The sequence below is a fragment of the Polyangiaceae bacterium genome (assembly GCA_015075635.1).
GTDB lineage: Bacteria > Myxococcota_A > Polyangia > Polyangiales > Polyangiaceae > JADJKB01.
In genome coordinates this window covers 2,625,766-2,649,089 of sequence record JABTUA010000001.1, presented here as the reverse complement: position 1 = coordinate 2,649,089, position 23,324 = coordinate 2,625,766, and the positions used below count along the sequence as shown (strand labels likewise).

Sequence of the window (23,324 nt, the reverse complement as noted above, 5' to 3'; positions counted from 1 at the left end):
TTTGTTCAGCCCATGTTCGCCGAGCTGCTCGCGCGCTCGAACTTCTCGTTCCTGACCGGCGCCTCGCACCCGGAGGAGCTGGTGGTGCGCGCCAAGGAGCTCGGCCTCGCCGCCCTCGCGCTGACCGATCGCATGGGTCTGTATGGCTCGGTGCGCGCCCACGCCCAGAGCCGAGAGTGCGAGCAGCCGCTGATCGTCGGGGCCGAGCTCCTGCTCGATCCAGCCGTGCCGTCGCGCTCGCCGACCTCGCCGAGCGAAGCGCGTCTCGGCGCGCTCTCGTCGGCTCCGAGCGTCGCCTTGCTCGCTCGCGATCACGACGGCTACTCGAACCTCTGCCGACTGCTCACCCTCGCGCACGCCGGGCGGCCGAAGGGGGAGGGGGCGCTCAGCCTGGACGATCTCGCGCGCTACCACCAGGGGCTCCTGGCCGTCGTGCCCGCGCCGCGCGATCCTCGCGGCCCCGACGCGCCGCCGCCCGAGCTCCTCGGCCTGCTCGCCGACGTGCTCGGCGAGCGCGCCTTCATCGCAGCCCATCGCCACCTCGACGCCTTCGACAGCGTGCGCCTGCTCGAGGTCGAGCGCTGGTCGGAGCGCTACGGGCTCGAGGTGGTGGCCAGCGCGCGGCCGCTGTTCCACCACCGCTCGCGCAAGGCCGTGGCCGACGTGGTGTGCTGCATCCGCGAGGGCACGACGCTGGATCGGGCGGGCACGGCGCTGACGGCCAACAGCGAGGCTTTTCTGCGCTCCGAGCTGGAGATGCAGAAGCTCTTCCGCGACCGGCTCGGCTGGGTCGAGCGCAGCGCGGAGGTGGCGAGCGCGTGTCGTTTCTCGCTCTCCGAGCTCAGCTATCACTTTCCCTGCACGCTCGCGCCGGGCGAGAGCGCGGATCAGAAGCTCCGGCGACTGGCGCAGGAAGGGGCCAACCGGCGCTACCCCGGCGGGGTACCGACCAGCGTCGCGGCGCAGATCGAGAAGGAGCTGGGGCTCATCGCACAGCTCGGCGTCGCGCCCTATTTCCTCTCGACCTGGGAGATCGTCGAGATCGCGCGGGCGCGGCGCATCTTGTGTCAGGGGCGGGGCAGCGCTGCCAACAGCGCGGTCTGCTTCGTGCTCGGCATCACCGCCGTCGATCCGGCGCGCTCGAACCTGTTGTTCGAGCGCTTCATGAGCGCGGAGCGCAGCGAGCCGCCGGACATCGACATCGATTTCGAGCACGAGCGCCGCGAGGAGGTGATCCAGGAGATCTACGCGCGCTACGGCCGCGACCGCGCCGCCATGGTCAGCGAGGTGATCTGCTACCGGGGCAAGAGCGCCTTACGCGAGGTGGGCAAGGTCTTCGGCCTCTCGCTGGAGCAGATCGACCGCTTGGCGGGCACCATCACCCACTGGGACTCCGCCGAGGTCAGCCAGACGCGCCTGCTCGAGATGGGCTTCGATCCCAGCGACGCGCGGCTCCGGCAGAGCGTGATGCTGGCGCGGGCCATCGAGGGTTTCCCGCGCCATCTCTCGATTCACGTGGGCGGGTTCGTGCTCTCGGCGCAGCCGCTCCACGAGGTGGCGCCGATCGAGCCGGCGAGGATGCCCGAGCGCACGGTGATGCCCTGGGACAAGGACGACATCGAGACGCTCGGCTTCTTCAAGATCGACGTCCTGGGGCTGGGGATGTTGACGGCGATTCGCAAGTGTTTGGGATTGATTCACCCGAATTCCGATCCCCTCGACTCCCTGGCCCGCGTCCCCGCCGAAGACCCCCGCGTCTACGATCTTTGCTGTCGCGCCGACACCGTCGGGGTGTTCCAGATCGAGAGCCGCGCGCAGATGGCGATGTTGCCGCGGCTCAAGCCCCGGCGCTTCTACGATCTGGTCGTCGAGGTGGCCCTCGTGCGGCCCGGGCCCATCCAGGGTGGGATGGTGCATCCCTACCTCCGGCGGCGAAACGCCGAGGAGGAGGTCGCCTCGCCGCACCCGTCGCTGTGGCCGATCCTCGAGCGCACCCTCGGGGTTCCGCTATTTCAGGAGCAGGTGATGCAGATCGCCATCGTGGGCGCGGGTTACTCCGGCGGCGAGGCCGATCAGCTGCGGCGCGACATGGCGGCGTGGAAGAAGAGCGGCAAGCTGCTCAGGCACCGGGATCGCTTGCTCGAGGGCTTCGCCCGGCAGGGCATCAGCCAGGAGTTCGGCGAGCGCCTGTTCGAGCAGATCAAGGGCTTCGGGGACTATGGCTTCCCCGAGTCGCACGCGGCCTCCTTCGCCTTGCTGGTCTACGTCTCGGCCTGGCAGAAGGCGCACTATCCGGCGCATTTCGCCTGCGCGCTGGTGAACTCGCAGCCCATGGGCTTCTACTCGGCCAGCACCATCTTCCAGGATGCGCAGCGCCACGGCGTGGAGCTCCGGGAGGTGAGCGTGAGCGCGAGCGACTGGGACAACACGCTGGAGCCGCCCGGCGAGGCGAACGCGATCAGGAGCCCGTTCCCCGAGGCGGCGCGGGCGGTGCGGCTGGGCTTGCGCATGATCAAGGGGCTCTCGGAGGCGCGGGCGCGACGCATCGAGCGCGCGCGGGCCGAAGCGCCGTTTTGCAGCATCGACGACCTGATCCGGCGCACGGAGCTGCGCAAAGACGAGCTCGAGCGGCTGGCGGAGTCGGGCGCGCTCGAGCCGCTCGTGCCTGGGCGGCGCAACGCGGTGTGGCAGTCGCGCGCCCCGCGCGTGGGCGGCTTGTTCGCGAAGCTCGACGTGGTCGAGCCGCGCGTCGAGCTGCCGCCCCTCCGCGCTGCCGAGCAGCTCTTGCTCGACTACGGGCGGAAGGGACTCTCCGTCTCGGATCACCCGATGCGCCACCTGCGGGAGCGCCTGCGGGCGCGGGGGGTGCTCACGGCAGCGGAGCTGCCCGGCGCGCGGCAGGGCAGCCGGATCAGCGTCGCGGGCCTGGTGCTCACGCGCCAGCAGCCAGGCACGGCGAGCGGCGTCGTGTTCATCACGCTGGAGGATGAGACCGGCTTCGTGAACCTGATCTTGTGGAATGCGGTCTACGAGCGCCTGCGCCTGGTCGCGCGCCACTCGACGCTCTTGCTCGCCCACGGCAAGGTGGAGCGCGACCGCGAGGCGACGCGGGCGGAGGTGCCCATCCTGCACGTGATCGTGGACGACCTCGAGCGCCTCGACCGTCCGGAGTCGAAGCTCGAGAAGCGGTCACGGGATTTTCACTAGCCCGTGCGCACGGCCTTCGCCCTGACGCTTGCCACGCTGATGCCGCCGCGGGTTCGCACCGCGACGCTGAGCGCGTCGAAGGCCTCGTCGGCGGGAGTCCAGCGGGCGAGCGCGCCGTCCGCAGCGACCGTGCCGAGCGCCTCGAAGCGCGTGCTCGCGCCCTCGGGCAGGCCCAAGACCCGGACCTCGATCGCGCCGCCGACGCGGGTCGCGGCGAGCTCGAGCTCCGGCGGATCGTAGAGCGGCAGATCCTTGCTGCGCACCGCGCGCCGCACGCCGGTGTCGGTCCACTGGTCGATGAGCTCGCGGCGCCCCGCGGGCGGCTCGTTCAGCGACATGCCGGCGTCTGCGGGCGGCGGATCGGCGACCATGGAGTCGCCGTCGTCGGCGTCGGCGTCCACACCGGCGTCCTCGGGGAGCGGATCGGCGACCATCTGGTCTTCGCCGGCGTCGTAGCCGGCGTCCGGGGGCGGGGGATCGGCGACCATCTGGTCTTCCTTGCCGCCGTCTTGTGGGAGTGGGCCGTCATCGGTGTCGCCGCCGCAGCCGAGCGCCCACAGGGCGAGCGACGCGCCGAGCGCCAGGTTTCTGCCGCTCCGCGCCGGCGGTCGCTTCGGCCGGATCGCGCGCGGCTCCCCGAGCCGCCGGACGACCGCGTCGACCTCCGCGTAGAAGCCATCGAGCTCGTGCTGCCAGCTCCGATCTGACGCGGCGACCTCCAGCGCGAGCAGCGCGGTCTTTCGCTCGATGGCGTCGAAGTCGGCGAGGTCGGCGTGCTCCGCCCAGTCCACCGCCTTCTCGAGCAGCCGTGCCGTGTCGAGGGTGATGGCGCGCGTCAGCGACTCGGCCCGCTCCCGCAGGCGACGATGGGCTCCCCCCACGTCGGGGTGGAAGTGCTCGACCAGCTTGGCCGCGTAGCCCACGCCCATGTAGCGATTGGCCACGCCGTCGCAGCGGAAGTTCCGCTCGCGGAACGCCGCCGCCGCGATGCGGAAGCAGAGCTCCGTCCTCGGATCTTCGATGCGGTAGTTCCAGCCCAAGTAGCTGCCGCCGAGCTTGTCGGAAGCTGCCAGGCCGAGCTGGAGCGGCGTCCCGTAGCAGGGCTCGGCGCGGCAGAAGTTGACCGGCTGAGCGGGGTGCGCTCGCATGAACGCGACGTTCTCGCGCAAGTGAGCGAGGGTCGCCTTCGGCTCGAAGACCAGGAGGTTGTAGCAGGCGAAGATTCCTGTGGCTTCGCAGGCGTCGAGGGCCTCGGACACCGCGCGGTGCTGCACCCCGCGGTTCAGGTGATCCGAGCCCGCCTCCGCCACGTTCTCGACGCCGACGTAGAGGCGCACCACCCCGAGCTCGGCGAGCTGGCGGGCGAGCTCGGCGCTGAGGGTCTCCGGCCGGCATTTGCCGATGAAACCGGCTTTCTCGACGCCGCGCTGGCGGAGCGCGCCGACGATGGCCTGCACGCGCTCGAGCGAGTCGGCGGGCTTCGGTAGGAGGAAGTTGTCGTCGTGGAAGCAGAACACGCACGCCTCGCCGATGGCGTGGCTGAGCCCGGCCATCTCCTCGGCGACGTTGTCGGGGCTGCGCAGGCGCAGGAGCGGCCCGCCGCCGGCCTGCTTGGCGTCGCGGTAGAAGGAGGTGATGGAGCAGTAGCTGCAGCTGCCCCAGCAGCCACGCGAGCCCATGATGGGCACGAACGGCACACCGGCGTGGCGCGACGGGCGCCGGTAGCGCTTGGGGAAGGGGAGGCTGTCGAGGCTCGTCCCGAGGCCGCGGCCGGGAGTGAGCCGAACGCCGCCCTGGTCCACGAACGCGAGCCCGCGCACTTGGTCGAGGGGCGTGCCCTGCTCCAGCGCGGCGAGCAGCTCGACGATCGTCTCCTCGCCGTCGTGGAGCACGACGCTGTCGATGCCGTGGCCGCTGCCGAGCACTTCGCGGGCGGCGAGGGTCGGGAACTGACCGCCGGCGGTGACGTGTCCGCGGTAGCCCGCGCGGCGCAGCGCCCGCGCGAGCGAGACGAACTCGTGGGAGCGGTGCTGGAACTGGATGCTGAGGCCGACCAGATCCGGCGCCTCCCGCGCGACCCGCGCGGCGATGCCCGCGGCGGCCTTGGGCGCGTTGAAGGGCGCGATGGCGACCTGATGTCCGGCGGCCTCGGCGGCCGCAGCGATCATCCCGACGCCCAGGTTCTCTTCGAAATCCGCCCCGACCAAGAGCACGCGCATGCGGCACCTCCGAGCGCCCATGCTGCGGCTGCTCCCGCCGGCCTCGCCTTGACGGGCGTCAAGATGGCGTCAGTCAGGCCTGCCTCACGCGACCTGAACCGACTCGTCCGCAGCCGCCGGCGGCATGCTCGAGAGCGCGCCGCGGTGCTCGCTGCGCGCCTGGGCCTGATCGTTGACCTTGACGCTGACGATGCGCGAGACGCCGGGCTCGCCCATGGTCACGCCGTAGAGCACGTCCACGCTCTGCATGGTCTTGCGCACGTGGGTGATCAGGATGAACTGCGAGTTCGCGGTCATCGAGCGGATGGCCTCGTTGTAGCGGGCCACGTTGGCCTCGTCGAGCGGGGCGTCGACCTCGTCGAGCACGCAGAACGGCGAGGGCCGGTACTGGAAGATCGAGAAGATCAGCGACACCGCGGTGAGCGCCTTCTCGCCGCCGCTCATCAGCTCGATGTTGCCGAGCTTCTTGCCGGGCGGCTGGGCGATGATCTCGACGCCGGTCTCCAGCATGTCGTCGGGGTTGGTGAGCGCGAGCTCGGCGCGGCCGCCGCGGAACATGCGGACGAAGGTCTTCTTGAACAGCTCGTTGACGGCTTCGAAGGTCTCCTTGAAGCGCCGCCGCGACTCGCGGTTCATGTGCTTGATGGCGCGGTCGAGGTCGTCCAGGGCCTTCTCGATGTCGATCTTCTGGGTGGACAGATCGTGGAAGCGCTTCTCGGCGTCCTCCCACTCCCGACCCGCGTCCAGGTTCACCGGGCCCATGCGGTCGATGAGCTGGGTCAGCTCTTCGATGCGGCGGCGCTGCTCGTCGTCCGGGATCGGGCGAGCGTGGTAGTCGCCGACCACCCGTAGGAGGTCGAGGCCGCGGAAGCGATCGCGGACGTTCGCGAGCAGGTGCTGGCGCTCGAGCTCGATGCGCTGGAGGGCCATCTCCGCGCGCCGGAGCGATTCGTCGAGCAGCTGCGCTTCGTCGCGCAACGTCTTGAGCTCGGCCTCGCGGGTGCCGAGCGCGAAGCGCACCTGCTCCAAGAGAGCGCGCGCCGCGGAGAGCTCCTCGTGAGCGAGCCGCGCTGCCTCCGTGGCGCCGAGGCGCGTCTCCCGCGCGATCACGATCTGCGCGGCGGTCTCGCCGAGCGACCGCGCGACCTCGACCAGCTCGTCGCCGAGCCGCTGGGCGCGCGTTTCCAGATCGGCGATGGCCGCGAGCACACGCTCCTGCGAGCTCTTCGCCGCCTCGACCTGCTCGCGCACCTGGGCCAGACGGACCTTGCGCTCGGTGACCAGCGCGGCCTGCGCGGTGACGCGCTCGTTCCAGGAGGCGGCCTGCGCCTCGGCCTTGCCGAGCTCGTGACGCAGGTGCTCGAGGCTGGCGCGGGCGGCCTCGAGCTGAGTCTGACACTCGCCCTGGGCTCGGCGCGCGTCGGCGAGCTTGGTCTCGAGCTCCGCGGACTCGGCGCCGATGGTGGCCTGCCGGGCGGTGGCCCGCGTGATCTCGTCCGAGGTGCGGGCCAGATCTTTCTCGGCGGTCACGTGCGCGAGCTCGCCGGCGTGGGCCTCCTGGCGCGCGCGGTCGAGGCTGGTGCCCACCTCGGACAGGCGGGCGCGGAGCGCGGTGTGCTCCTCGTGCACGCGGGAGTAGTGCTCGCTCAGCCGCTCGACGTCCTCGGCCAGGACGCGCAGCTCGCGCTTCTGCTCGACCATGGCGGCGGCCGCGTCGTCTCCGCTGCCACCGCTCACGACCCCGTCGGGCCGCGCCACGGTGCCGTCGAGCGAGACGGCCGTGGTGCCGACGAAGCGCTCGGCCAGGGAGAGCGCTTGCGCGGGTGTCTCCACCAGCAGCGTGTCGCCGACCAGGGCGCGCACCAGGGCCTCGTCCGCCGGGGCGTACACCAGCCGGTCCGCCAGGTAGCCGATCACCCCCGGCTCGGACAGTGCGCCACTCTTCGCGGAGCCCGCCACGTAGGGCGGGCGTGCCGCCACGATGTTGGCGCGGCCGCGCGCCGCGCGCGCGAGCTCGCCGAGCAGGTCCAGCCCGCGCGGGAGATCTTCGACCACCACGTATTGCAGGCGCTCGCCGAGCAAGCCGGCGAACGCCGCCGTGAGCTCCTCCGGCGCCTCGATCCGGTCGGCGACCAGGCCGAGCACGCCCGCGTGCGAGCCGTTCACCAGCGCGCGCGCGCCCGCGCCCACGCCCTCCAGACGGCGGTGCAGCTCGTCCAGGGCCTTGAGCCGGTTCTTCTTCAGTCCGAGCTCGTTCTTCGCGACGTCGACCTTGCGCTCGCTCTCGAGCTGACGGGCCCTGAGCTCGACGAGCTCGGCCTCCAGGCCTTCGCGCTCGGCGACGGTCAGGCGCTTGCCCTCCGCGAGCTCGGCGACGCTGCGCTCGAGCGCGTGCTTCTTGGCGCTGAGCTCGGCGAGCTCGTCGGCGATGCCGTCGCGCTCGACGCCCAGCCGGTCGCGGCGCGCTTCGAGCTCGGCGATGTGGTGCGCGTGCGCGTCCAGTCGCGCCTCTTCGGCGGCGGCCTGCGAGCTGGTCCGTCCGAGCTCGTCGCGCACGCCCTGCAAGACCTCGTTGGCGCGGGACTCCTCGCCGCGGAGCTCGCCGAGGGCGTCGTCTTCCTTCTGCGCGTCCGCGGCGCGTTCGGTCTCGTCGCGGGCGAGGTCCGCCAGGCGGTCGGCCAAGGTCTCGCGCTCGGCGTTCAGCTCGGCCAGGCGGCTGGCGATCTGATCCTGCTCGTTTTCTGCGGAGTTCTGCCGCTCGACGAGGTGGCTCATCCGGTCCTTGGCGCGCTCGATCTCGGCGCCGAGGGCGGTGACCTCGTTGTCGGCCTCGAAGGCGGAGGTGCTGGCCTTGTCGGCGCGTTGCTCGATGCTCAGCGACTCCTGCCGCGCGAGATCGAGCTCGCTCTCCGCTGCGGAGAGGTTCTCCCGCGCGCGCTCGAGCCCGCTCTGAGCCTCTCCGTGACTGGTCTTCTCGACCTGCTCGGTGACGATGTACTCGAGCAGCTTGTGCGAAGCGTCGTGCAGGACCAGGTCTTCGAGCTCGGCGCGGTACTGGATGTAGCGCTCGGCCTTGGCGACCTGCCGCTTGAGCGAGGCGCGCGTGCGATCGATCTCGGTGACGATGTCGGTGATGCGCAACAAGTTCTGGCGCGTCAGCTCCATCTTGCGCTCGGCTTGCTTGCGCCGCTGCTTGTACTTGGTGATGCCAGCGGCCTCTTCGATGTAGAGCCGGCGGTCCTCCGGACGCGAGCTGACGATCTGCCCGATGCGCCCCTGCTCGACGATCGAGTAAGCCTTGGTGCCGACACCGGTGCCCAGGAACAGCTCGGTGATGTCGCGCAGGCGAACCTGCGTCTTGTTGATCAGGTACTCGCTCGTACCGTCACGGTACAGTCGGCGCGTGATGGCGATCTCGGGATAGGCCTGGTACTCCGGGGGCAGGCTCTCTGCGTAGGTCGGGTCGGTGTTGTCGAAGGTGAGGGTGACCTCGGACAACCCGTGGGGGCCGCGGGACTCGGAGCCGTTGAAGATCACGTCTTCCATGGCCCGGCCGCGCAGGTGCTTGGCGCTCTGCTCGCCCATGCACCAGCGGATGGCGTCGACGATGTTGGACTTGCCGCAGCCGTTGGGGCCGACGACGCCGATGACGTCGTGGTCGAAGTGGATCACGGTGCGGTCCACGAAGGACTTGAAGCCCGCGATCTCCAGCCTCTTGATGTGCATCGATGAAACGTCCTTGTCGGCCCGGTTTCCCGAGGCTAGCAGCCTTGGGTAGGGAGCGCTTCGCCCCGGCCGGCGGGGCCGGCGTGGTGGGGCTTTTCGTCTACGAGCGAGCGCCCGAAAGAGCGCATTTTCACCTAGGGCAACCGCACGTCATGTAGGGTCACGCCAGGTACTGCACATTTGATAGGCGACATCCCGTCAGGACTCAAGTGAAAACCTCCGCGGGGCGGGGCGCCTATTCCACGGGAAATATTGACAGACCCTCGGCTCGGTCGCATTTGGCCGCCATGACGTACGAGTACGTGTGCTCCGCGTGCTCCTTCGAATGGGAGGCGGAGCAATCGATCAGTGAGCCCCCGCTCAGGATCTGCCCGAGCTGCAAGTCCGAGCGCGCCAAGCGCCAGGTCTCCGGCGGGCAGGGGTTCATTCTGCGCGGCGGCGGTTGGTACGCGGACGGCTACGGATCCGCGAAGCCGGCGAGCGCGGAGACCAAGCCGACGACGCCGAAGAGCGAAGCGCCGGCAGCGAAGTCGGAATCGACCGCGCCTGCTGCTCCCAAGGCGGACAAGCCCAGCGCGGGCTCCTGAGCGCTCGGGCGGCTCTGCTAGGATTACGGTGATGGCTGACAAGCGGCACGAAGTCGACGACGTGAGGCGGGAGATCGCGGAGCTCGATCGCGCGCTCCTCGCCCGGCTCGAGGAACGCGCGCGCCTGAGCCGCAAGATCCACAAGCTCGCCGAAGGCGAGAACCTGCCGGCGGACGTGAGCGAGCGCGAGTGGCTCGCGTCGCTCGAGAAGGAGTCGAGCGGTGATCTGCCCGCCGACGATCTCCGGGCCGTATTCGGGCAGATCCGCGCGGCGGCGCGCGCGCTCGAGCAGCCGGCGCGGGTGGCCTATCAGGGGCCCGAGGGAGGCTTCTGCCACGCCACGGCCAGGAGCTTCTTCGGCGCGGGGAGCATCTACGCGGAGTGCGGCACCGTGGCGGAAGCGCTCGAAGAGGTCGCGCGCGGTCGCGCCGTCTACGCCGTGTTCCCCTACGAGTCCTCGACGGAGGGCCTGTTGGTCTCCAGCATCGCGACGCTGGAGCAGACGGACTTGGTCTTGGTCGCGGAGCGCACCGCGGCCGCGGCCTACGATCTGATGAGCCACACCGCGAACATCGCCGACATCGACAAGGTGTACGCGACCGCGGCGGCGCACGCCGCCTGCGAGCGGTTCCTGGAGCGCGAGCTGCCGAAGGCCACCGTCATCGACGTCCGCTCCCCGGTCGTCGCAGTAGAGCTCGCCGCCGGCGACCACGGCAGTGCGGCGCTAGGCCCGGCCCCCTGCGGCCGGGACGCCGAGCTCACGACCGTGCGGGCGAACGTGGGCGACACCGCCGACATGTCGTTCCGCTACGGGATAGCCGGCGCTCGGCCCGCCATCCGCTCCGGCAAGGACACGACCTGCCTGCTCTTCAGCGTGGACGACACGCCGGGAGCGTTGTTCGACGTGCTCCGGCACTTCGCCGAGCGCGGGGTCAACCTCAAGAAGCTCCAGTCCCGCCCCGTCAGCGGCAAGGGCTGGGACTACGTCTTCTACGTGGAGGTCAGCGGCCACCACACCGACCGCCCGCTGGTCACCGCCCTCGAGGCGGTCAAGCGCGGGACCAAGTACCTCAAGGTGCTGGGCTCGTTCCCGACCGAACGCTGACCCGACTCTTGCTCCCCGATTCGCACCCGCTCGTGTAGGCTCCGGGCTCTGATGAAGCGCGCGCACTGGGCCAAGGCTGTGTTTGCGAGCGCGCTCGCGCTCGGCTTCGCCACCGGCTGCCCCAAGAAGCCCGACAAGATCGTGGCGGCGGGGGAGGACAAGTCGCTCACCGACGCGGAGATCGATCAGGAGCCCGTGGCCCTGCTGCCGAGCGGGGCGGTGGGCCTGTTCTCCGTCGACACGAAGAAGCTGTTCGCGTCGCAGTTCGGGCAGAAGCTCCTCGACATCGCTCGCGCGCGGACGCCCGTGCCGGCGAGCGCCAACTTCGATCCCGGGCGCGATCTGGACCACGCCTACGTCGGCGTCTACTCGATGGCGGGCGCCGACTCGGCGGCGGTGCTCACCGGACGCTTCGACAAGGCGGCCATCGAGGCGGCCGCGGACGGCACGCAGAAGACGCCGCTCGGCACGCCTGTGGTCAAGTCCACGTACGCAGGACGCACGCTCTACACCTCCCACAACCTGGGCTTCGTGGTGTTGACCGCGCGCACGCTCTTGATCGGCAACGAGACCGGCATCCGGCGCGCGCTCGACCGCATCAAGGAGGGACGCGTGAGGAAGCAGGTCCCAGCCTGGTTCGACGAGCTCCTGAAGACGCCGAACGCTCCGGTGGTGGCCGGCTTCGACCTGCGCGCGCAGCCGGTGACGGACGCCGCGCGCCAGCAGTTCCCGTTCCTCGCCGGCCTGGAGACGGCGCGGATGGTCGGCAACTTCGAGTCCCCGGGCATCAACCTGGCCGGGACGCTCACCTACGGCGACGCGCAGGGCGCCCAGGCCGGCGCGCAGTCGCTCATGACCATCAAGGACATGGCGGCGAGCTTCGGCTGGCTCGCCTCGCTGCTCGGCATCGGTCAGCCCATCCGCCAGCTCGACGCCAAGGCCGAGGACAAGGACACCAAGTTCGTGGCGGCGCTCGACGCAGCCGAGGTGAGCAAGATGCTCGACCAGCTCGCGAGCTACCTGGGCGTCCCGAACCAGCCAAACGTGATCCCGGCCACGCAGAGCCCGGGCGTGAAGTGAGCAGAGCCGCGTGGCGCGCCTGATCGTCAAGCCTCTCTCCCGGCCGCTCCTGGGCAGCGTGCCGGTGCCGGCGGACAAGAGCATCAGCCACCGCGCGCTGATCTTGGCGGCGCTGGCCGGTGGTCGCTCGGAGCTGCGGGGCTTCTCGTACGGCGAGGACAACGTCGCGACCCAGCGCGCCTTTGGCCAGATGGGCGTGAGCATCGAGGACGACGCGCACGGCACGCTCCGGGTGCACGGAGTGGGTCTCGACGGCCTCTCGGCGCCGAGCGCGGACATCGACTGCGGCAACTCCGGCACGACGATGCGCCTGCTCTCCGGCGTGCTCGCCGGGCAGCACTTCGCGTCGCGGCTGGTCGGCGACGCTTCGCTCTCGCGCCGGCCGATGGGACGCATCGTGAAGCCGCTCGGCCTGCGTGGCGCCGTCATCACCGGCGCGCCGCGCTCGGACGGCAGTGGCGAGATCACGGCGCCCCTGGAGATCGGCCCGCTGCCGGCGGGGCGCCGACTGGAACCGCTCGAGTACCAGCTCCCGGTGGCGAGCGCGCAGGTCAAGAGCGCGCTCCTGCTCTCCGGCCTCTGGGCCTCGGGCCCCACGCTGGTCCGCGAGCCGCTGGTGTCCCGAGACCACACCGAGCGCTTGCTCAACGCGCTGGGTGTGCCGGTCGAGACCGCAGGGCCAGTGGTGAAGCTGCACCCGCCGGCGGATCCGAAATCGCTCCGGCCGTTCAGCGTCGACTTGCCCGGCGATCTGTCGGCGGCGGCGTTCCTGCTGGTCGCGGGCCTGTTGGTCGAGGGCAGCGCCGTCACCACGCGCAACACCGGGGTGAACCCCACGCGCTCGGGCCTGCTCGACATCGTCAAGCGCTTGGGCGGACAGCTCGTGGTCGTCCCGCGTGGCGAGTCGCTGGGAGAGCCCTTCGGAGAGATCTCGGCGCGGGGCACCGCGCTGCGCGGCGCCAGCGTCGGCGGGGAGCTCGCGCTGCGCGCCATCGACGAGATCCCGATCTGCGCCGCGCTCGCCGCGCGTGCAGCCGGAACGACGCGCTTCTTCGACGTCGCCGAGCTCCGAGTCAAGGAGAGCGACCGCATCGCCGCCATCGTCGCGCTGCTCCGCGCCTTCGGCGTCGAGGCCGTGGAGCACGAGGACGGCTTCTCGGTGGAGGGAAGGCCGAGCGGACCACTGGTCGGAGCGCGGGTGGACAGCCGCGGCGATCACCGCATCGCGATGACGGCGGCGGTGCTGGGGCTGATCGCCGACGGCCCCACGGTGGTGGAGGACGTCGCGTGCATCGCCACCAGCTTCCCGCGCTTCGCCGGCACGCTGCGCGCCCTGGGGGCCGAGATCGAGGTGGAGTCGTGAAGCGGGCGCGGCCCGTGGTCGCCATCGACGGGCCCGCGGGCGCCGGCAAGACCACGGTGACCCGGCGCGTGGCGGCGAGCCTCGGCTATCTGCTCGTGGACACCGGCGCCATCTACCGCTCGGTGGCGCTGGCGGCGGTCCGGGCGCGCCTCGGCTTCGACGACCCAGAATCCGTGGGCGAGCTGGCGCGGGCGCTGGCCGCGCGCGAGGGCATTCGCTTCGAGTCCGGGGAGGACGGCGCCCAGCGCGTGCTGCTCGACGGCGAGGACGTCTCGACCGCGATCCGTACCCAGGAAATCGCCGAAGGGGCCAGTCGAGTCTCGGCGATCGGGGCGGTGCGAGCCGCTCTGCTCGACATGCAGCGCCGCGCCGGCGCGGCCGGCGGCGTGGTGCTCGAGGGCCGCGACATCGGCAGCGTGGTCTTCCCGGACGCCGAGGCCAAGTTCTTCCTGACGGCGAGCGTCGAGGTGCGGGCGCTGCGGCGCAAGACCGAGCTCGAGGCGCGCGGCGAGCGCGCGGAGCTCGAGGTGATCGCCCGCGAGGTCGCGGCGCGCGACGAGCGCGACAGCACGCGGGCAGTGGCGCCGCTCGCACAGGCTCCCGACGCGATGCTGGTCGACAGCTCCTCGCTCGGCGTGGACCAGGTCGTCGAGCGCATCGTCGCTCGCGTGCGGGAGGTCGAGCGACGCCTCGCCTCTCCGGCCTGATGCTGGCGCTGTCGCTCGCCTGCGCGGCGTGCGGCGGACCCGACCGGATCCCACCGCCAGCCACGCCGGCGCCCGCGTTCCGTGAGCCCAGCGACGCGATCCCGGCGGATCTCGACTTCGCCGTGCGCATCGATCTCGCGCGCATCCGCGCGGTGCTGGGCGAGAGCGCCTTCGAGCTGTTGCGCAAGAGGAGCGACGTCGGCGGCGCCAGCGGCGACCCCGACACCGAGCAGCTGATCGCGGACGCGCTCGCGCAGGCCGACACGCTGTGGATCGCGCTCCGCCCGGGCGAGGCGAGCCGGCACAGTGACAGCGTGACCATCCTGAAGGGCCGCTTCGAGAAGCTCGACCCGCGGGCGAAGGCTGGCGCGGCGGTCTGGGGACCGCCTTCGGACCTCGGCGCCGGCTGGCGGCGCTTCGACCGCGCGAAGGTCCCGAGCCGAGCGGCGCCGGCCCGCATCTACGCCCGCGCGGACGACGTCCTGGTCTTCGTCTCCACCGCGCCCCTCGACAGCGTGGAGCGGCGGCTGGAGCAAGGGGCGGAGGACAGCCACCTCGAGCCGGTCGAGCAGGGGGTGTTGTCGGTCGACGCCCGGCCCCGCCTGCTGGGCCGGCAGCTCCAGAGCCGCGCGCCCACCGTGGGGCGGCTGCTGGCCCAGGCGGAGCGGCTGCGACTCTCGGCAGACCTCCACGCGCAGGGATTGCAGGCCGAGCTGGAGCTCGAGCTCGCCGGGGAGTCGGCCGCGCGCGAGGTCGCGGAATCCTTGGGCTCGCTGGCGCGCGCGGTGAAGGCGAGCGACGGCCTCTTGCCCAAGCTGATCGAGGGCCTGGTGGTGGAGTCGGTGGGTCCCCGCGTGGTGCTTCGCCTGCGCCTGCCGCCGGAGACCTTGGCGCTCCTGCTTCGCTGCGCCGGCGGCGATTCGTGCGATTGAAGGAGCATCGAAGATCGGCCGGGCGAACGCCGGCGCGGCCGGCCCCGCCTGGGGTTAGGGCCCCAGCGAATTCACTTCGTTGGGGCGGGGAGGCGCGCGTCTCCCCGGTGACAAACCGAGAGGGACGTCGATTTCTTCGACGGCCCTCGGGGGTTTCCCGTTTGACGGGGCCTGACCCGTGCGCTACGGGAGGCGTCCCTTCGGGCGAGGCGCATGGGGCGGTCCATCCCGCACCCACACCAAGCGACCAAAACGCCGGAAGGCCAAGGAGGCAGCGTACCGTCCCATGACCCAAACCCAAACTCAGACCCCTTCCGGCGACAGCTTCGCCGCATTGTTCGAGCAGGCCGCACAAGGCACCGGTGCGACCGAGATGGGCGGCGAAGGCCAGATCGTCACCGGAATCATCGTCGCCGTGAACCGTGACGCGGTCATCGTCGACATCGGGGGCAAGAGCGAAGGCGTCATCAAGGCGGACGAGTTCATCGACGCCACCGGTCAGCTGACCATCAAGCCCGGCGACCGAGTGGACGTCTTCATCGAGAGTCGCGAGAGCGACGACGGCATGATCTCCCTGTCCAAGGAGAAGGCCGACAAGATGAAGGTGTGGGACGAGATCTCGAGCGCTTGCGAGCGTGACGAGATCATCGAAGGCACCATCAGCCAGCGCGTGAAGGGTGGCCTGTCCGTCACCATCCGCGGCGGGGTCAAGGCGTTCCTGCCCGGCAGCCAGGTGGACCTCCGGCCCATCCGCAACTTGGACAAGCTGATCGGTCAGACTTACGAGTTCAAGGTCATCAAGTTCAACAAGAAGCGCGGCAACATCGTGCTCTCGCGCCGCGTGCTCCTCGAGCGGGAGCGCGACACGCTGAAGGCCAAGACCCTGGCCCACCTCGAGGAGGGCATGGTCCTCCAGGGCACCATCAAGAACCTCACCGAGTACGGCGCCTTCGTCGATCTGGGCGGCATCGACGGCCTGCTCCACATCACGGACATGTCCTGGGGCCGCGTGAATCACCCGAGTGAGGTGTTCAAGGTCGGCGACGAGGTCACCGTCAAGGTGCTGAAGTACAACGCCGAAACCGAACGCGTCAGCCTCGGCCTGAAGCAGACCCAGGAAGACCCCTGGAACCACGCCGAAGAGGTCTACGTCATCGGCAAGCGCGTGAAGGGCAAGGTGATGAGCCTGACCGACTACGGCGCGTTCGTGGAGCTCGAGCCGGGCGTCGAGGGCCTGATCCACGTCAGCGAGATGAGCTGGACGAAGAAGGTCAAGCACCCGAGCAAGATGATGGAGATCGGCAACGAGGTGGAGTGCCAGGTCCTCGAGGTCGATTCGAAGGCCAAGCGCATCAGCCTGGGCCTGAAGCAGCTCGAGCCCGATCCGTGGACGCTGTTCACCGACAAGTACAAGCCGGGCGACAAGATCACGGGCAAGGTCCGCTCGATCACCGACTACGGCGTGTTCATCGGCATCGAGGAAGGCGTCGACGGCATGGTCCACAAGACCGACCTGTCGTGGACGGTCAAGATCAACAACCCGGCCGACCTCTACAACAAGGGTGACGAGGTCGAGGCGATCATCCTCAGCATCAACCACGACGAGAAGAAGGTCTCGCTGGGCGTGAAGCAGCTCTGGGACGACCCGTGGGGCACGATCCTCGAGAAGTACAAGCCCGGCGCGGTGGTCGACGAGGTGACCGTGCTTTCGGTGGTCGACTACGGTGCGTTCGTTCGCATCGCGGAGGGCATCGAGGCGCTCATCCCCAGCGGCGACCTGGACGCCAACCTGTCGCCCGCCCCGGGCGACAAGCTCAAGGCCGAGGTCTCCAACATCGACTCGATGGACCGCCGCATCACCCTGACGATGCGCAACGTCGGCTCGAGCCCCGCCGCGGAGCAGTTCCAGGCCCTCGCCCGCGAGAAGGCCGGCCAGGGCGCGACCCTGGGCGATCTCCTCAAGGGCAAGCTCGGCGACAAGCTCGCGGAGCTGACCGGCGAAAAGAAGGAGTGAGGGTTTCTTTCTCTCTCCGACGCCGGCTGTGGCCTCGGGCGACTCTTCCGCACTGAGACACGGCCGGCGCCCGGCGCCGCCGGGATTCGCACTTGTGCCGGGCGAGGCCCTTCGGCCTCGCGTTCCCCCACTTTCACCGCCTCGCGTTTCTGAGCTAGGTTCCGCTCGATGTCCGAGCGACTCTGGGCTCCGTGGCGGATGGACTTCATCCGCCAGGCTGAAAAGCCAGAGGGCTGCGTGCTCTGCGGCTACGTGGGGCGCGAGGTCGGGCGGGCGAGTCGGGTGCTGGTGCGGCAGGAGCACGCCTACGTCGTGCTCAACAAGTACCCTTACGCCGCAGGGCACCTGATGGTCGTTCCGAACCGCCACACCGCCTCGCCTTCGGAGCTCGCGCCCGAGGAGCACGACGCCCTCTGGCGGCTGGTCACCGAGAGCGCAGCGCGCCTGCAGACGGCCAGCGGTGCCGAGGGGCTGAACGTGGGCATGAACCTCGGGCGGGCCGCGGGCGCCGGGATCCACGAGCACCTGCACGTGCACCTGGTGCCGCGCTGGTCCGGGGACAACAACTTCATGCCAGTGATCGCCGACGTGCGGGTGATGCCCGAGTACCTGGAGAGAACCTGGGAAGAGCTCCTGCCGCACTTCGCCGGCGCGGAGGAAGCCCGGTGACCGAGCCCCTCATCATCGAGGAGCCGCGCGGGAGCCGCTTCGGCTGGACGCGCTCGCGCCTGGTCTTCCTGAGCGCCTCGGGGCTGTTCGCGCTCTTGACCATCTGGTGGGCGGCGGAGGTGATCCTGCCGTTCATCATGGCGCTCATCATCGCCTACGTGCTGACGCCAGCGGTGGACCTCTGCGAGCGGGCCAAGCTGCCCCGCGCGATCTCCATCATCCTGGTCTACGTCGTCACCCTCGGGGGCCTCTACCTGGCGGTCGCGGCCATGGCTCCGCGTCTGTACCAGGAGACCATGACGCTGGCGCGCGACGCGCCGCAGATCACCGAGAAGCTCACCACCACCTGGGCGCCGCGCGTCGAGGGCTTCACTCAAGGCATCCTCGACCGTGTCGCTCCGCCCGCCAAGCCAGAGGAGCCGGCGCCGGCGCTGGAGATCCAGAAGCGACCGGACGGCTCGTTCACCGTGGAGCTGCGCTCGGGCGTGGAGATCGTGCAAGAAGACGCCAAGCACTGGAAGGTCCTGCCCATCACGACGGAGCCCGCCGAGCGCTTCAGCGCCGCGCGCTTGGCGCGGGAGGCCGCTGGGCAGGCCTTCGACTACGTGAAGCGAAACGCGCTCGACCTGCTCAAGGTGGGGCAGGCCATCTTCGGCAAGGTCGCGCGCAGCATCTTCCTGTTCTTCCTGACGCTGATGCTCGCCGCCTATCTGATGTTGACGCGGGAGGCGATCATCGACTTCTTCCGCTCCCTGCCGCCCGAGCGCGTGCGTCCGAGCTTCGATCGCTTGCTGCACCGAATCGATCGGGGCCTGGCCGGTGTGGTGCGCGGGCAGCTGCTCATCTGCCTGGTGAACGGCGTGCTCTCCGCCATCGGCTTCTGGATGTTCGGGCTGAAATACTGGCCCATCCTGTCGCTGGTGGCCGCCGTGATGAGCATCATCCCGATCTTCGGCTCGATCCTCAGCACCATCCCGGCGGTGCTCATCGGCCTGACGCAGGACTTCTTCACGGCGCTCTGGGTGCTGCTCTGGATCATCGGCATCCACCAGGTCGAGGCCAACCTCTTGAACCCCAAGATCATCGGTGTGGCCGCCAAGATCCACCCCGTGCTGGTGGTGTTCTCGTTGATCGTGGGGGAGCACTTCTTCGGCCTTTGGGGCGCCCTGTTGGCGGTGCCGACCCTGTCCTTGGCGCAGAGCGTGTTCCTGCACTTCCGCTACGAGCTCCTGCCGGACGCGGGTCCCGACAGCCTGGCGCCCCCGGCGGCCTGACGGGCCGACTTGCGCCGCGGGCCACCTGCGCTTAAGAGCCGCCCGTGGCCAAAGAAGCCCGAAAGCTCAGGCGAGCCGCGACCAAACGCGACGACGACGGAAGCAGCAAGAAGCCGCTGCTGAACGAGCCGATGAAGGCGAAGCCGGTGGACGTCCCGGATCCCCTGCGCGGCGAAGCGTTCAAGAAGCTCCTGATGCGCCTGGCGCTGCCGCTGATCGCGGTCTGGCTGATCGGCGCGTTCGCCGCCAGCTTCACCCACTCGACGACCGGGCGCTCCATCGCCCTGGGGTTGCCGGCCCTGGCCACGCTGCTGCTCGTGGGCGTGGTGCTCTGGGCGGTGCAGCAGGCCAAGAAGGCGCGCAGCGTCGCCGGCATCCTGAACAGAGTGGAGACCGCCGAAGATCGCAAGGCGGCGCTCAGCGAGCTCGACGCGTCGTTCAAGAAGAAGGACCCCGCTGCCATCTTCGCCCGGGCGCAGCTCGAGCTGCAGGAGGATCCGAAGAAGGCGCTCCGGACCCTGGAGCAGATCGACCTCGGCAAGGTGCAGGCGACGGTCGCGGACGAGGCGCGGACGCAGCGGGCGATGATCCACCTCCTGATGGGTGACGTGGGCGAGGCTCGCCCGCTCGCCGACGGCATCGAGGTGAGCCGCCACCAGGACGCGAAGTCGCGCGCGATGATGACCGCGGTGATCGGTGAGGCCTGGGCCCGGAGCGGTCAGGCCAAGAAGGCGCTCGACACGCTCCAGCTGATCGACCCCGAGGATCCGGAGTACGAGCCGCTCCGGCCGCAGCTCTATCGCGCCTACGCCTACGCCTACGCCCACACCAGCGACCTCAAGAACATGAAGAAGTGCGTCAAGCGCCTGGGCGACATCGACATGCGCCTGCTCGGCGGCTTCTTGGCCAAACGCGCGCACCCGCTCTTGCAGAAAGAGGCCAAGCAAGTGCTCGAGCGCAGCGGGCAGATGCCCCGCAAGATGGTCGTGCAGCGGGGAGTCTGAGGCCTCAGGCTTCAGGCTTCAGAGCCAGGGGCACAGGGGGGAAGGAGGACAGGCCCCAGGCGGGGAGGGGTCAGGGCTCAGGAAGACCGAGCGGCTTCGCGCCTGAAGCCTGGCCTGGATCCCGAACCCTGAGCCTTGACCTGAAGCCTGCCCGCCTCCCGCCTTTGGCCCTCACCCCCTGTCGGTCCTGTGCTCCTGGCTCTGAGACCTGAAGCCCGCCCGCCTGCTCCTCACAGGCCCGCGAGCGTCGCCTTGCCGGCGGGGCGGATGGCGATCTCCGGGAGCAGCTCGGCGTAGGAGACGACGCGCAGCTCGGGCATGTCGAGCTCGATCAGCTTCTTGACGAAGCGGCGCACGTCGGGCTGAGTCAGGACCACGCTGGTCGCGCCCTCGGCAGCGTCGCGTGCGCGGCGCACGGCGCGCACCACGTCGCGGGCCGCGGCGGGGGCGAGCGTCAGGAAGCTGCCGGCGGCCGTGCGGGAGATGGCGCCGCGGATCGTGTCCTCGATCATCGAGTCCAGCAGCAGCACCTCGAGCTCGCCGCTGCCGCCGGTGAGCTGGTGGCTGAGCGGCCGGCGCAGGCACGAGCGCACGTACTCGGCGAGGTTCAGCGAGTCTTTCTCGGCGTGGGCCACCTGCGCCAGGGACTCGAGCACGCCGCGCAGGTCGCGGACGCTGACGCCCTCCTCGACCAGGCGACGCAGCACGTCGGCGAGCAGCACGACCGGCACCGGTTTGGGCACCACCTGGCGCACGGTCGCCGGCGACACCTGCTCGAGCTGGTCGAGCAGCACCTGGGTCTCCGAGATGCCCAGGAAGTCCGCCGCGCGGCGCCGCAAGACCGACAGCGACTCTTCGACCAGGTGGGCGGCGACGTCGGAGTCGGGCAGACCGGGGGAGAGCACCATGGACTTGGCCGGCACCTCTCCCAGGCAGAGCACCACCGTGCGCTCCGGGAGCTCGTCGCTGACCGCCACGCGCCCGGCGGGCAAGGGGACGCCCAGATCGCGGAACAGCACCTCCTGGACGGCGGAGGCCGCGGCGCGCACGCCGGCCCGCCGGAGCTCGCCGCCGCGCGTGTCGTCATCGCAGAGCGGCGCGAGATCCGGGCTCACGTCGAGGGACCAGGGCACCACGACGGGCACGAAGCGGGGAGGGGCCTCGGCGTCCTCGCCGCGCTGCACCGGCTCGTTCGCGCTGGCCTCGCCGATCGGCGCGCGGCGCGTGCCGGAGCGCGAGGCGAAGAACAAGAGCGCGCCGATGACCAGGAACGGCAGCGCCGGCAAGCCGGGGATGGCCGCCAGGATCAACACGAAGACGCTAGCCACCCTGAGCGCGCGCGGCGCGCCGAAGATCTGCGTGGCCAGCTCCTGCCCGAGCGGCGTGTCCGGCTCCTCGCTGGCGACGCGGGTGACCAGGATGCCCGCGGCGGTGGCCAGCACCAGCGCCGGGATCTGAGTGACCAGGCCGTCGCCGATGGTGAGCAGGCCGTAGCGCTTCACCGCGGTGACGAGCTCCAGGTCCTTCATCCCGACGCCGATGGCGATGCCGCCCAGGAGGTTGATCAGGGTGATCAGGAACGAGGCGATGACGTCGCCCTTGACGAACTTCATCGCGCCGTCCATGGCGCCGTAGAACTGGCTCTCCCGGGAGAGCGCCCGCCGCCGGCGGCGGGCCTCGTTGCCGTCGATGGCGCCGGAGCGGAGCTCCGCGTCGATCGCCATCTGCTTGCCGGGCATGGCGTCCAGCGTGAAGCGCGCGCCGACCTCGGCGACACGCTCCGACCCCTTGGCGATGACGACGAACTGGATGATGGACAGGATCAAGAAGATCACGCCGCCGACCACGTAGTTGCCTCGCACCACGAAGGTGCCGAAGGCGCGGATCACCTCGCCCGCGTCCGCCTGGAGCAGGATGAGGCGGGTCGAGGAGACGTTGAGCGCCAGGCGTACCAGCGTCGTGAGCAGGAGCAGCGTGGGGAACGCGGCGATGCGCAGCGCGTCGCTCACGTACAAGGTGACCAGCAAGATGGCGACGCTGGCGGCCAGGTTGGACGCGATCAGCAGATCGAGCACCCAGGTGGGCAGCGGCACGATCATCAGGCCGACGACCGCCATCACCAGCGCGGCCAGGGCCACGTCCGCGGTGGAGAAACGCTTCTTCTGAGCGCCGAGGCGCAGGGCTGTGGGAGTGGCCATGTTCAACTCGGTGCCGAGAACAGCGCGACGACGCCAGTGTAGAGCTGGAGCTGGGCGCGCCCGCGGTGGGGAGCGATCTCGAAGGACGAAGCAAGGCCGGCGAAGGGCATTTCGCCGAAGCGCGCGCGCAGGATCTTGGCGTCCACGTCTGCGGCGCCGTAGAGCGAGCTGCCCCGGCCCGCGCAACTGACGTAGATGCCGAAGCGCGGCGCAGCGCCAGCGGCGGTCCGGAGCGCGTCGCGCGCCGCTGCCTCGAGATCCGCGCGCGCGTGTCCGGCGTCGCGCACCGCGAACGCGATGCGCGTGCCCTCCCGCGCTTCCTCGGAGATGAGCAGGCCCCGGCGCACCGGGTCGACGCCCTGCACGGCGCGGACGAGCAGCTCCGAGCGCCCCTCGCCGGGCTCGTCGTCGCTCAGCACCGCGAGCACCAAGGGCTGACCGGCCAGCGACTCGCCCACTGCGGACAGCACGTCGAGCGCGGGCTCGGACTCGATGCGGGTCACCAGCGCGCCGCGAGTCTCGGTGATTCTACGGAGCGGCATCAGGAGGCGGCACGCGGGCGATGTCCGGATGACCGGCGGGGAGAGACCGCGCACGAGCAGTGCGGCGGCGCGACCGGAGCTGACCCGGCCCTCGGCGTCCACCACCACCGGATCGAAGCCCAGTGTGCCGGCGCCCAACAGGTGGCGAGTGACTCGGGCGTCCCACAATGGCTCGAGGGACGAGGGGGAGAAGCCCTCGGGGCGGACGAACGCGATGGCGGTCGGCGCGCTCTTGGCGCTGCGATCGGAGAGGGCACGGCTCAGCCCCTCGAGCGCCTCGTCGGCGCCGCTGGCCCCGACCACCAGCACCTCCGTACGACCCCCGGTCCAGAGGATGCCCGCCGCCGCAGGCTCGTTTTCGACCTCGCCGCGCTCGGTGAGCACGCCGGCGCCGGAAGCGATGAGGAGGGGCAAGCCCGGCGCCGCTGCGACGAGCTCGCGCCCCAGCTCCGAACCGAGCTCCGAGAGCGCGCCGCTGGTGAAGACCAGCGCGCCCGCCGGGCGCTGGACGCGGCCCAGGGCAGTCGCGAGCTCGCGCGCCGCGCGGGTCGGGCTTCGCGTCTGGACAACGAAGCTCACCGCGCCCGCCATGGGCCGCCACGTTATTTAACGGCGGCGCCGGCCGCAAGGGCCTGCGCGGTGCGACTCCGCTTTCGCCGGGCCGCCGGTTCCGCTAAACGTCGAGGCGAGATGGGCG

The 23,324-nt window shown here is 70.5% G+C and carries 15 protein-coding genes; 11 read left to right on the top strand and 4 right to left on the bottom strand.

Annotated features, from left to right (window positions below):
- Positions 1 to 12: 12 nt before the first annotated feature.
- Positions 13 to 3,207, top strand: coding sequence for an error-prone DNA polymerase (locus tag HS104_11940; protein ID MBE7480679.1), 3,195 nt, complete (start codon positions 13 to 15; stop codon positions 3,205 to 3,207).
- Here the strand turns inward: HS104_11940 and HS104_11935 are convergent.
- Together HS104_11935 and smc are read right to left on the bottom strand one after the other, a co-directional pair.
- Positions 3,204 to 5,426 (bottom strand): cobalamin B12-binding domain-containing protein, encoded by a 2,223-nt coding sequence (locus tag HS104_11935; protein MBE7480678.1) that lies wholly within the window; start codon positions 5,424 to 5,426, stop codon positions 3,204 to 3,206. The two genes, HS104_11940 and HS104_11935, sit on opposite strands and share 4 nt — an antisense overlap.
- Before the next feature lie 84 nt (positions 5,427 to 5,510).
- Positions 5,511 to 9,152, bottom strand: a complete 3,642-nt coding sequence (gene smc, locus HS104_11930; protein MBE7480677.1) for a chromosome segregation protein SMC — start codon at positions 9,150 to 9,152, stop codon at positions 5,511 to 5,513.
- Between the two features lie 287 nt (positions 9,153 to 9,439).
- Between smc and HS104_11925 the strand changes: the two genes are divergently transcribed.
- The 10 genes from HS104_11925 to HS104_11880 all read left to right on the top strand — a co-directional run bounded on the left by HS104_11925 (position 9,440) and on the right by HS104_11880 (position 19,887).
- Positions 9,440 to 9,739 (top strand): zinc ribbon domain-containing protein, encoded by a 300-nt coding sequence (locus tag HS104_11925; GenBank protein MBE7480676.1) that lies wholly within the window; start codon positions 9,440 to 9,442, stop codon positions 9,737 to 9,739.
- Between the two features lie 31 nt (positions 9,740 to 9,770).
- On the top strand, positions 9,771 to 10,844 hold the full coding sequence (locus HS104_11920) for an ACT domain-containing protein (protein ID MBE7480675.1): 1,074 nt from the start codon (positions 9,771 to 9,773) through the stop codon (positions 10,842 to 10,844).
- Between the two features lie 51 nt (positions 10,845 to 10,895).
- Positions 10,896 to 11,924 carry a hypothetical protein gene (locus HS104_11915; protein ID MBE7480674.1) on the top strand — a complete coding sequence of 343 codons (1,029 nt, stop codon included), beginning with the start codon at positions 10,896 to 10,898 and terminating at the stop codon, positions 11,922 to 11,924.
- Between the two features lie 10 nt (positions 11,925 to 11,934).
- A complete protein-coding gene (gene aroA / locus HS104_11910) occupies positions 11,935 to 13,287 on the top strand; it encodes a 3-phosphoshikimate 1-carboxyvinyltransferase (GenBank protein MBE7480673.1) in 1,353 nt (450 codons plus the stop codon).
- Positions 13,284 to 13,994 (top strand): (d)CMP kinase, encoded by a 711-nt coding sequence (locus HS104_11905; GenBank protein ID MBE7480672.1) that lies wholly within the window; start codon positions 13,284 to 13,286, stop codon positions 13,992 to 13,994. The genes aroA and HS104_11905 overlap by 4 nt, the downstream gene beginning before the upstream one ends.
- Positions 13,994 to 14,926 (top strand): hypothetical protein, encoded by a 933-nt coding sequence (locus HS104_11900; protein ID MBE7480671.1) that lies wholly within the window; start codon positions 13,994 to 13,996, stop codon positions 14,924 to 14,926. The genes HS104_11905 and HS104_11900 overlap by 1 nt, the downstream gene beginning before the upstream one ends.
- Positions 14,927 to 15,212: 286 nt before the next feature.
- On the top strand, positions 15,213 to 16,940 hold the full coding sequence (locus HS104_11895; protein MBE7480670.1) for a 30S ribosomal protein S1: 1,728 nt from the start codon (positions 15,213 to 15,215) through the stop codon (positions 16,938 to 16,940).
- Between the two features lie 168 nt (positions 16,941 to 17,108).
- Positions 17,109 to 17,609: an HIT domain-containing protein gene (locus HS104_11890; protein ID MBE7480669.1), complete on the top strand. Its 501-nt coding sequence runs from the start codon at positions 17,109 to 17,111 to the stop codon at positions 17,607 to 17,609.
- Positions 17,606 to 18,883 (top strand): AI-2E family transporter, encoded by a 1,278-nt coding sequence (locus HS104_11885; protein ID MBE7480668.1) that lies wholly within the window; start codon positions 17,606 to 17,608, stop codon positions 18,881 to 18,883. The genes HS104_11890 and HS104_11885 overlap by 4 nt, the downstream gene beginning before the upstream one ends.
- 44 nt (positions 18,884 to 18,927) lie before the next feature.
- Positions 18,928 to 19,887: a hypothetical protein gene (locus HS104_11880; GenBank protein ID MBE7480667.1), complete on the top strand. Its 960-nt coding sequence runs from the start codon at positions 18,928 to 18,930 to the stop codon at positions 19,885 to 19,887.
- Between the two features lie 230 nt (positions 19,888 to 20,117).
- Here the strand turns inward: HS104_11880 and HS104_11875 are convergent, their stop codons facing one another.
- Together HS104_11875 and HS104_11870 are read right to left on the bottom strand one after the other, a co-directional pair.
- Positions 20,118 to 22,085 carry an FHIPEP family type III secretion protein gene (locus HS104_11875; GenBank protein MBE7480666.1) on the bottom strand — a complete coding sequence of 656 codons (1,968 nt, stop codon included), beginning with the start codon at positions 22,083 to 22,085 and terminating at the stop codon, positions 20,118 to 20,120.
- Between the two features lie 2 nt (positions 22,086 to 22,087).
- Complete coding sequence (locus HS104_11870; protein MBE7480665.1) at positions 22,088 to 23,206, bottom strand: FIST C-terminal domain-containing protein; 1,119 nt, start codon at positions 23,204 to 23,206, stop codon at positions 22,088 to 22,090.
- Positions 23,207 to 23,324: the final 118 nt, after the last annotated feature.

What these genes read in the sequence shown, in the direction of transcription:
- HS104_11940 (MBE7480679.1), top strand. Translation starts at nt 13, where the DNA reads ATGTTCGCCGAGCTGCTCGCGCGCTCGAACTTCTCGTTCCTGACCGGC.
- HS104_11935 (MBE7480678.1), bottom strand. Translation starts at nt 5,426, where the DNA reads ATGCGCGTGCTCTTGGTCGGGGCGGATTTCGAAGAGAACCTGGGCGTC.
- smc (MBE7480677.1), bottom strand. Translation starts at nt 9,152, where the DNA reads ATGCACATCAAGAGGCTGGAGATCGCGGGCTTCAAGTCCTTCGTGGAC.
- HS104_11925 (MBE7480676.1), top strand. Translation starts at nt 9,440, where the DNA reads ATGACGTACGAGTACGTGTGCTCCGCGTGCTCCTTCGAATGGGAGGCG.
- HS104_11920 (MBE7480675.1), top strand. Translation starts at nt 9,771, where the DNA reads ATGGCTGACAAGCGGCACGAAGTCGACGACGTGAGGCGGGAGATCGCG.
- HS104_11915 (MBE7480674.1), top strand. Translation starts at nt 10,896, where the DNA reads ATGAAGCGCGCGCACTGGGCCAAGGCTGTGTTTGCGAGCGCGCTCGCG.
- HS104_11900 (MBE7480671.1), top strand. Translation starts at nt 13,994, where the DNA reads ATGCTGGCGCTGTCGCTCGCCTGCGCGGCGTGCGGCGGACCCGACCGG.
- HS104_11895 (MBE7480670.1), top strand. Translation starts at nt 15,213, where the DNA reads ATGACCCAAACCCAAACTCAGACCCCTTCCGGCGACAGCTTCGCCGCA.
- HS104_11890 (MBE7480669.1), top strand. Translation starts at nt 17,109, where the DNA reads ATGTCCGAGCGACTCTGGGCTCCGTGGCGGATGGACTTCATCCGCCAG.
- HS104_11875 (MBE7480666.1), bottom strand. Translation starts at nt 22,085, where the DNA reads ATGGCCACTCCCACAGCCCTGCGCCTCGGCGCTCAGAAGAAGCGTTTC.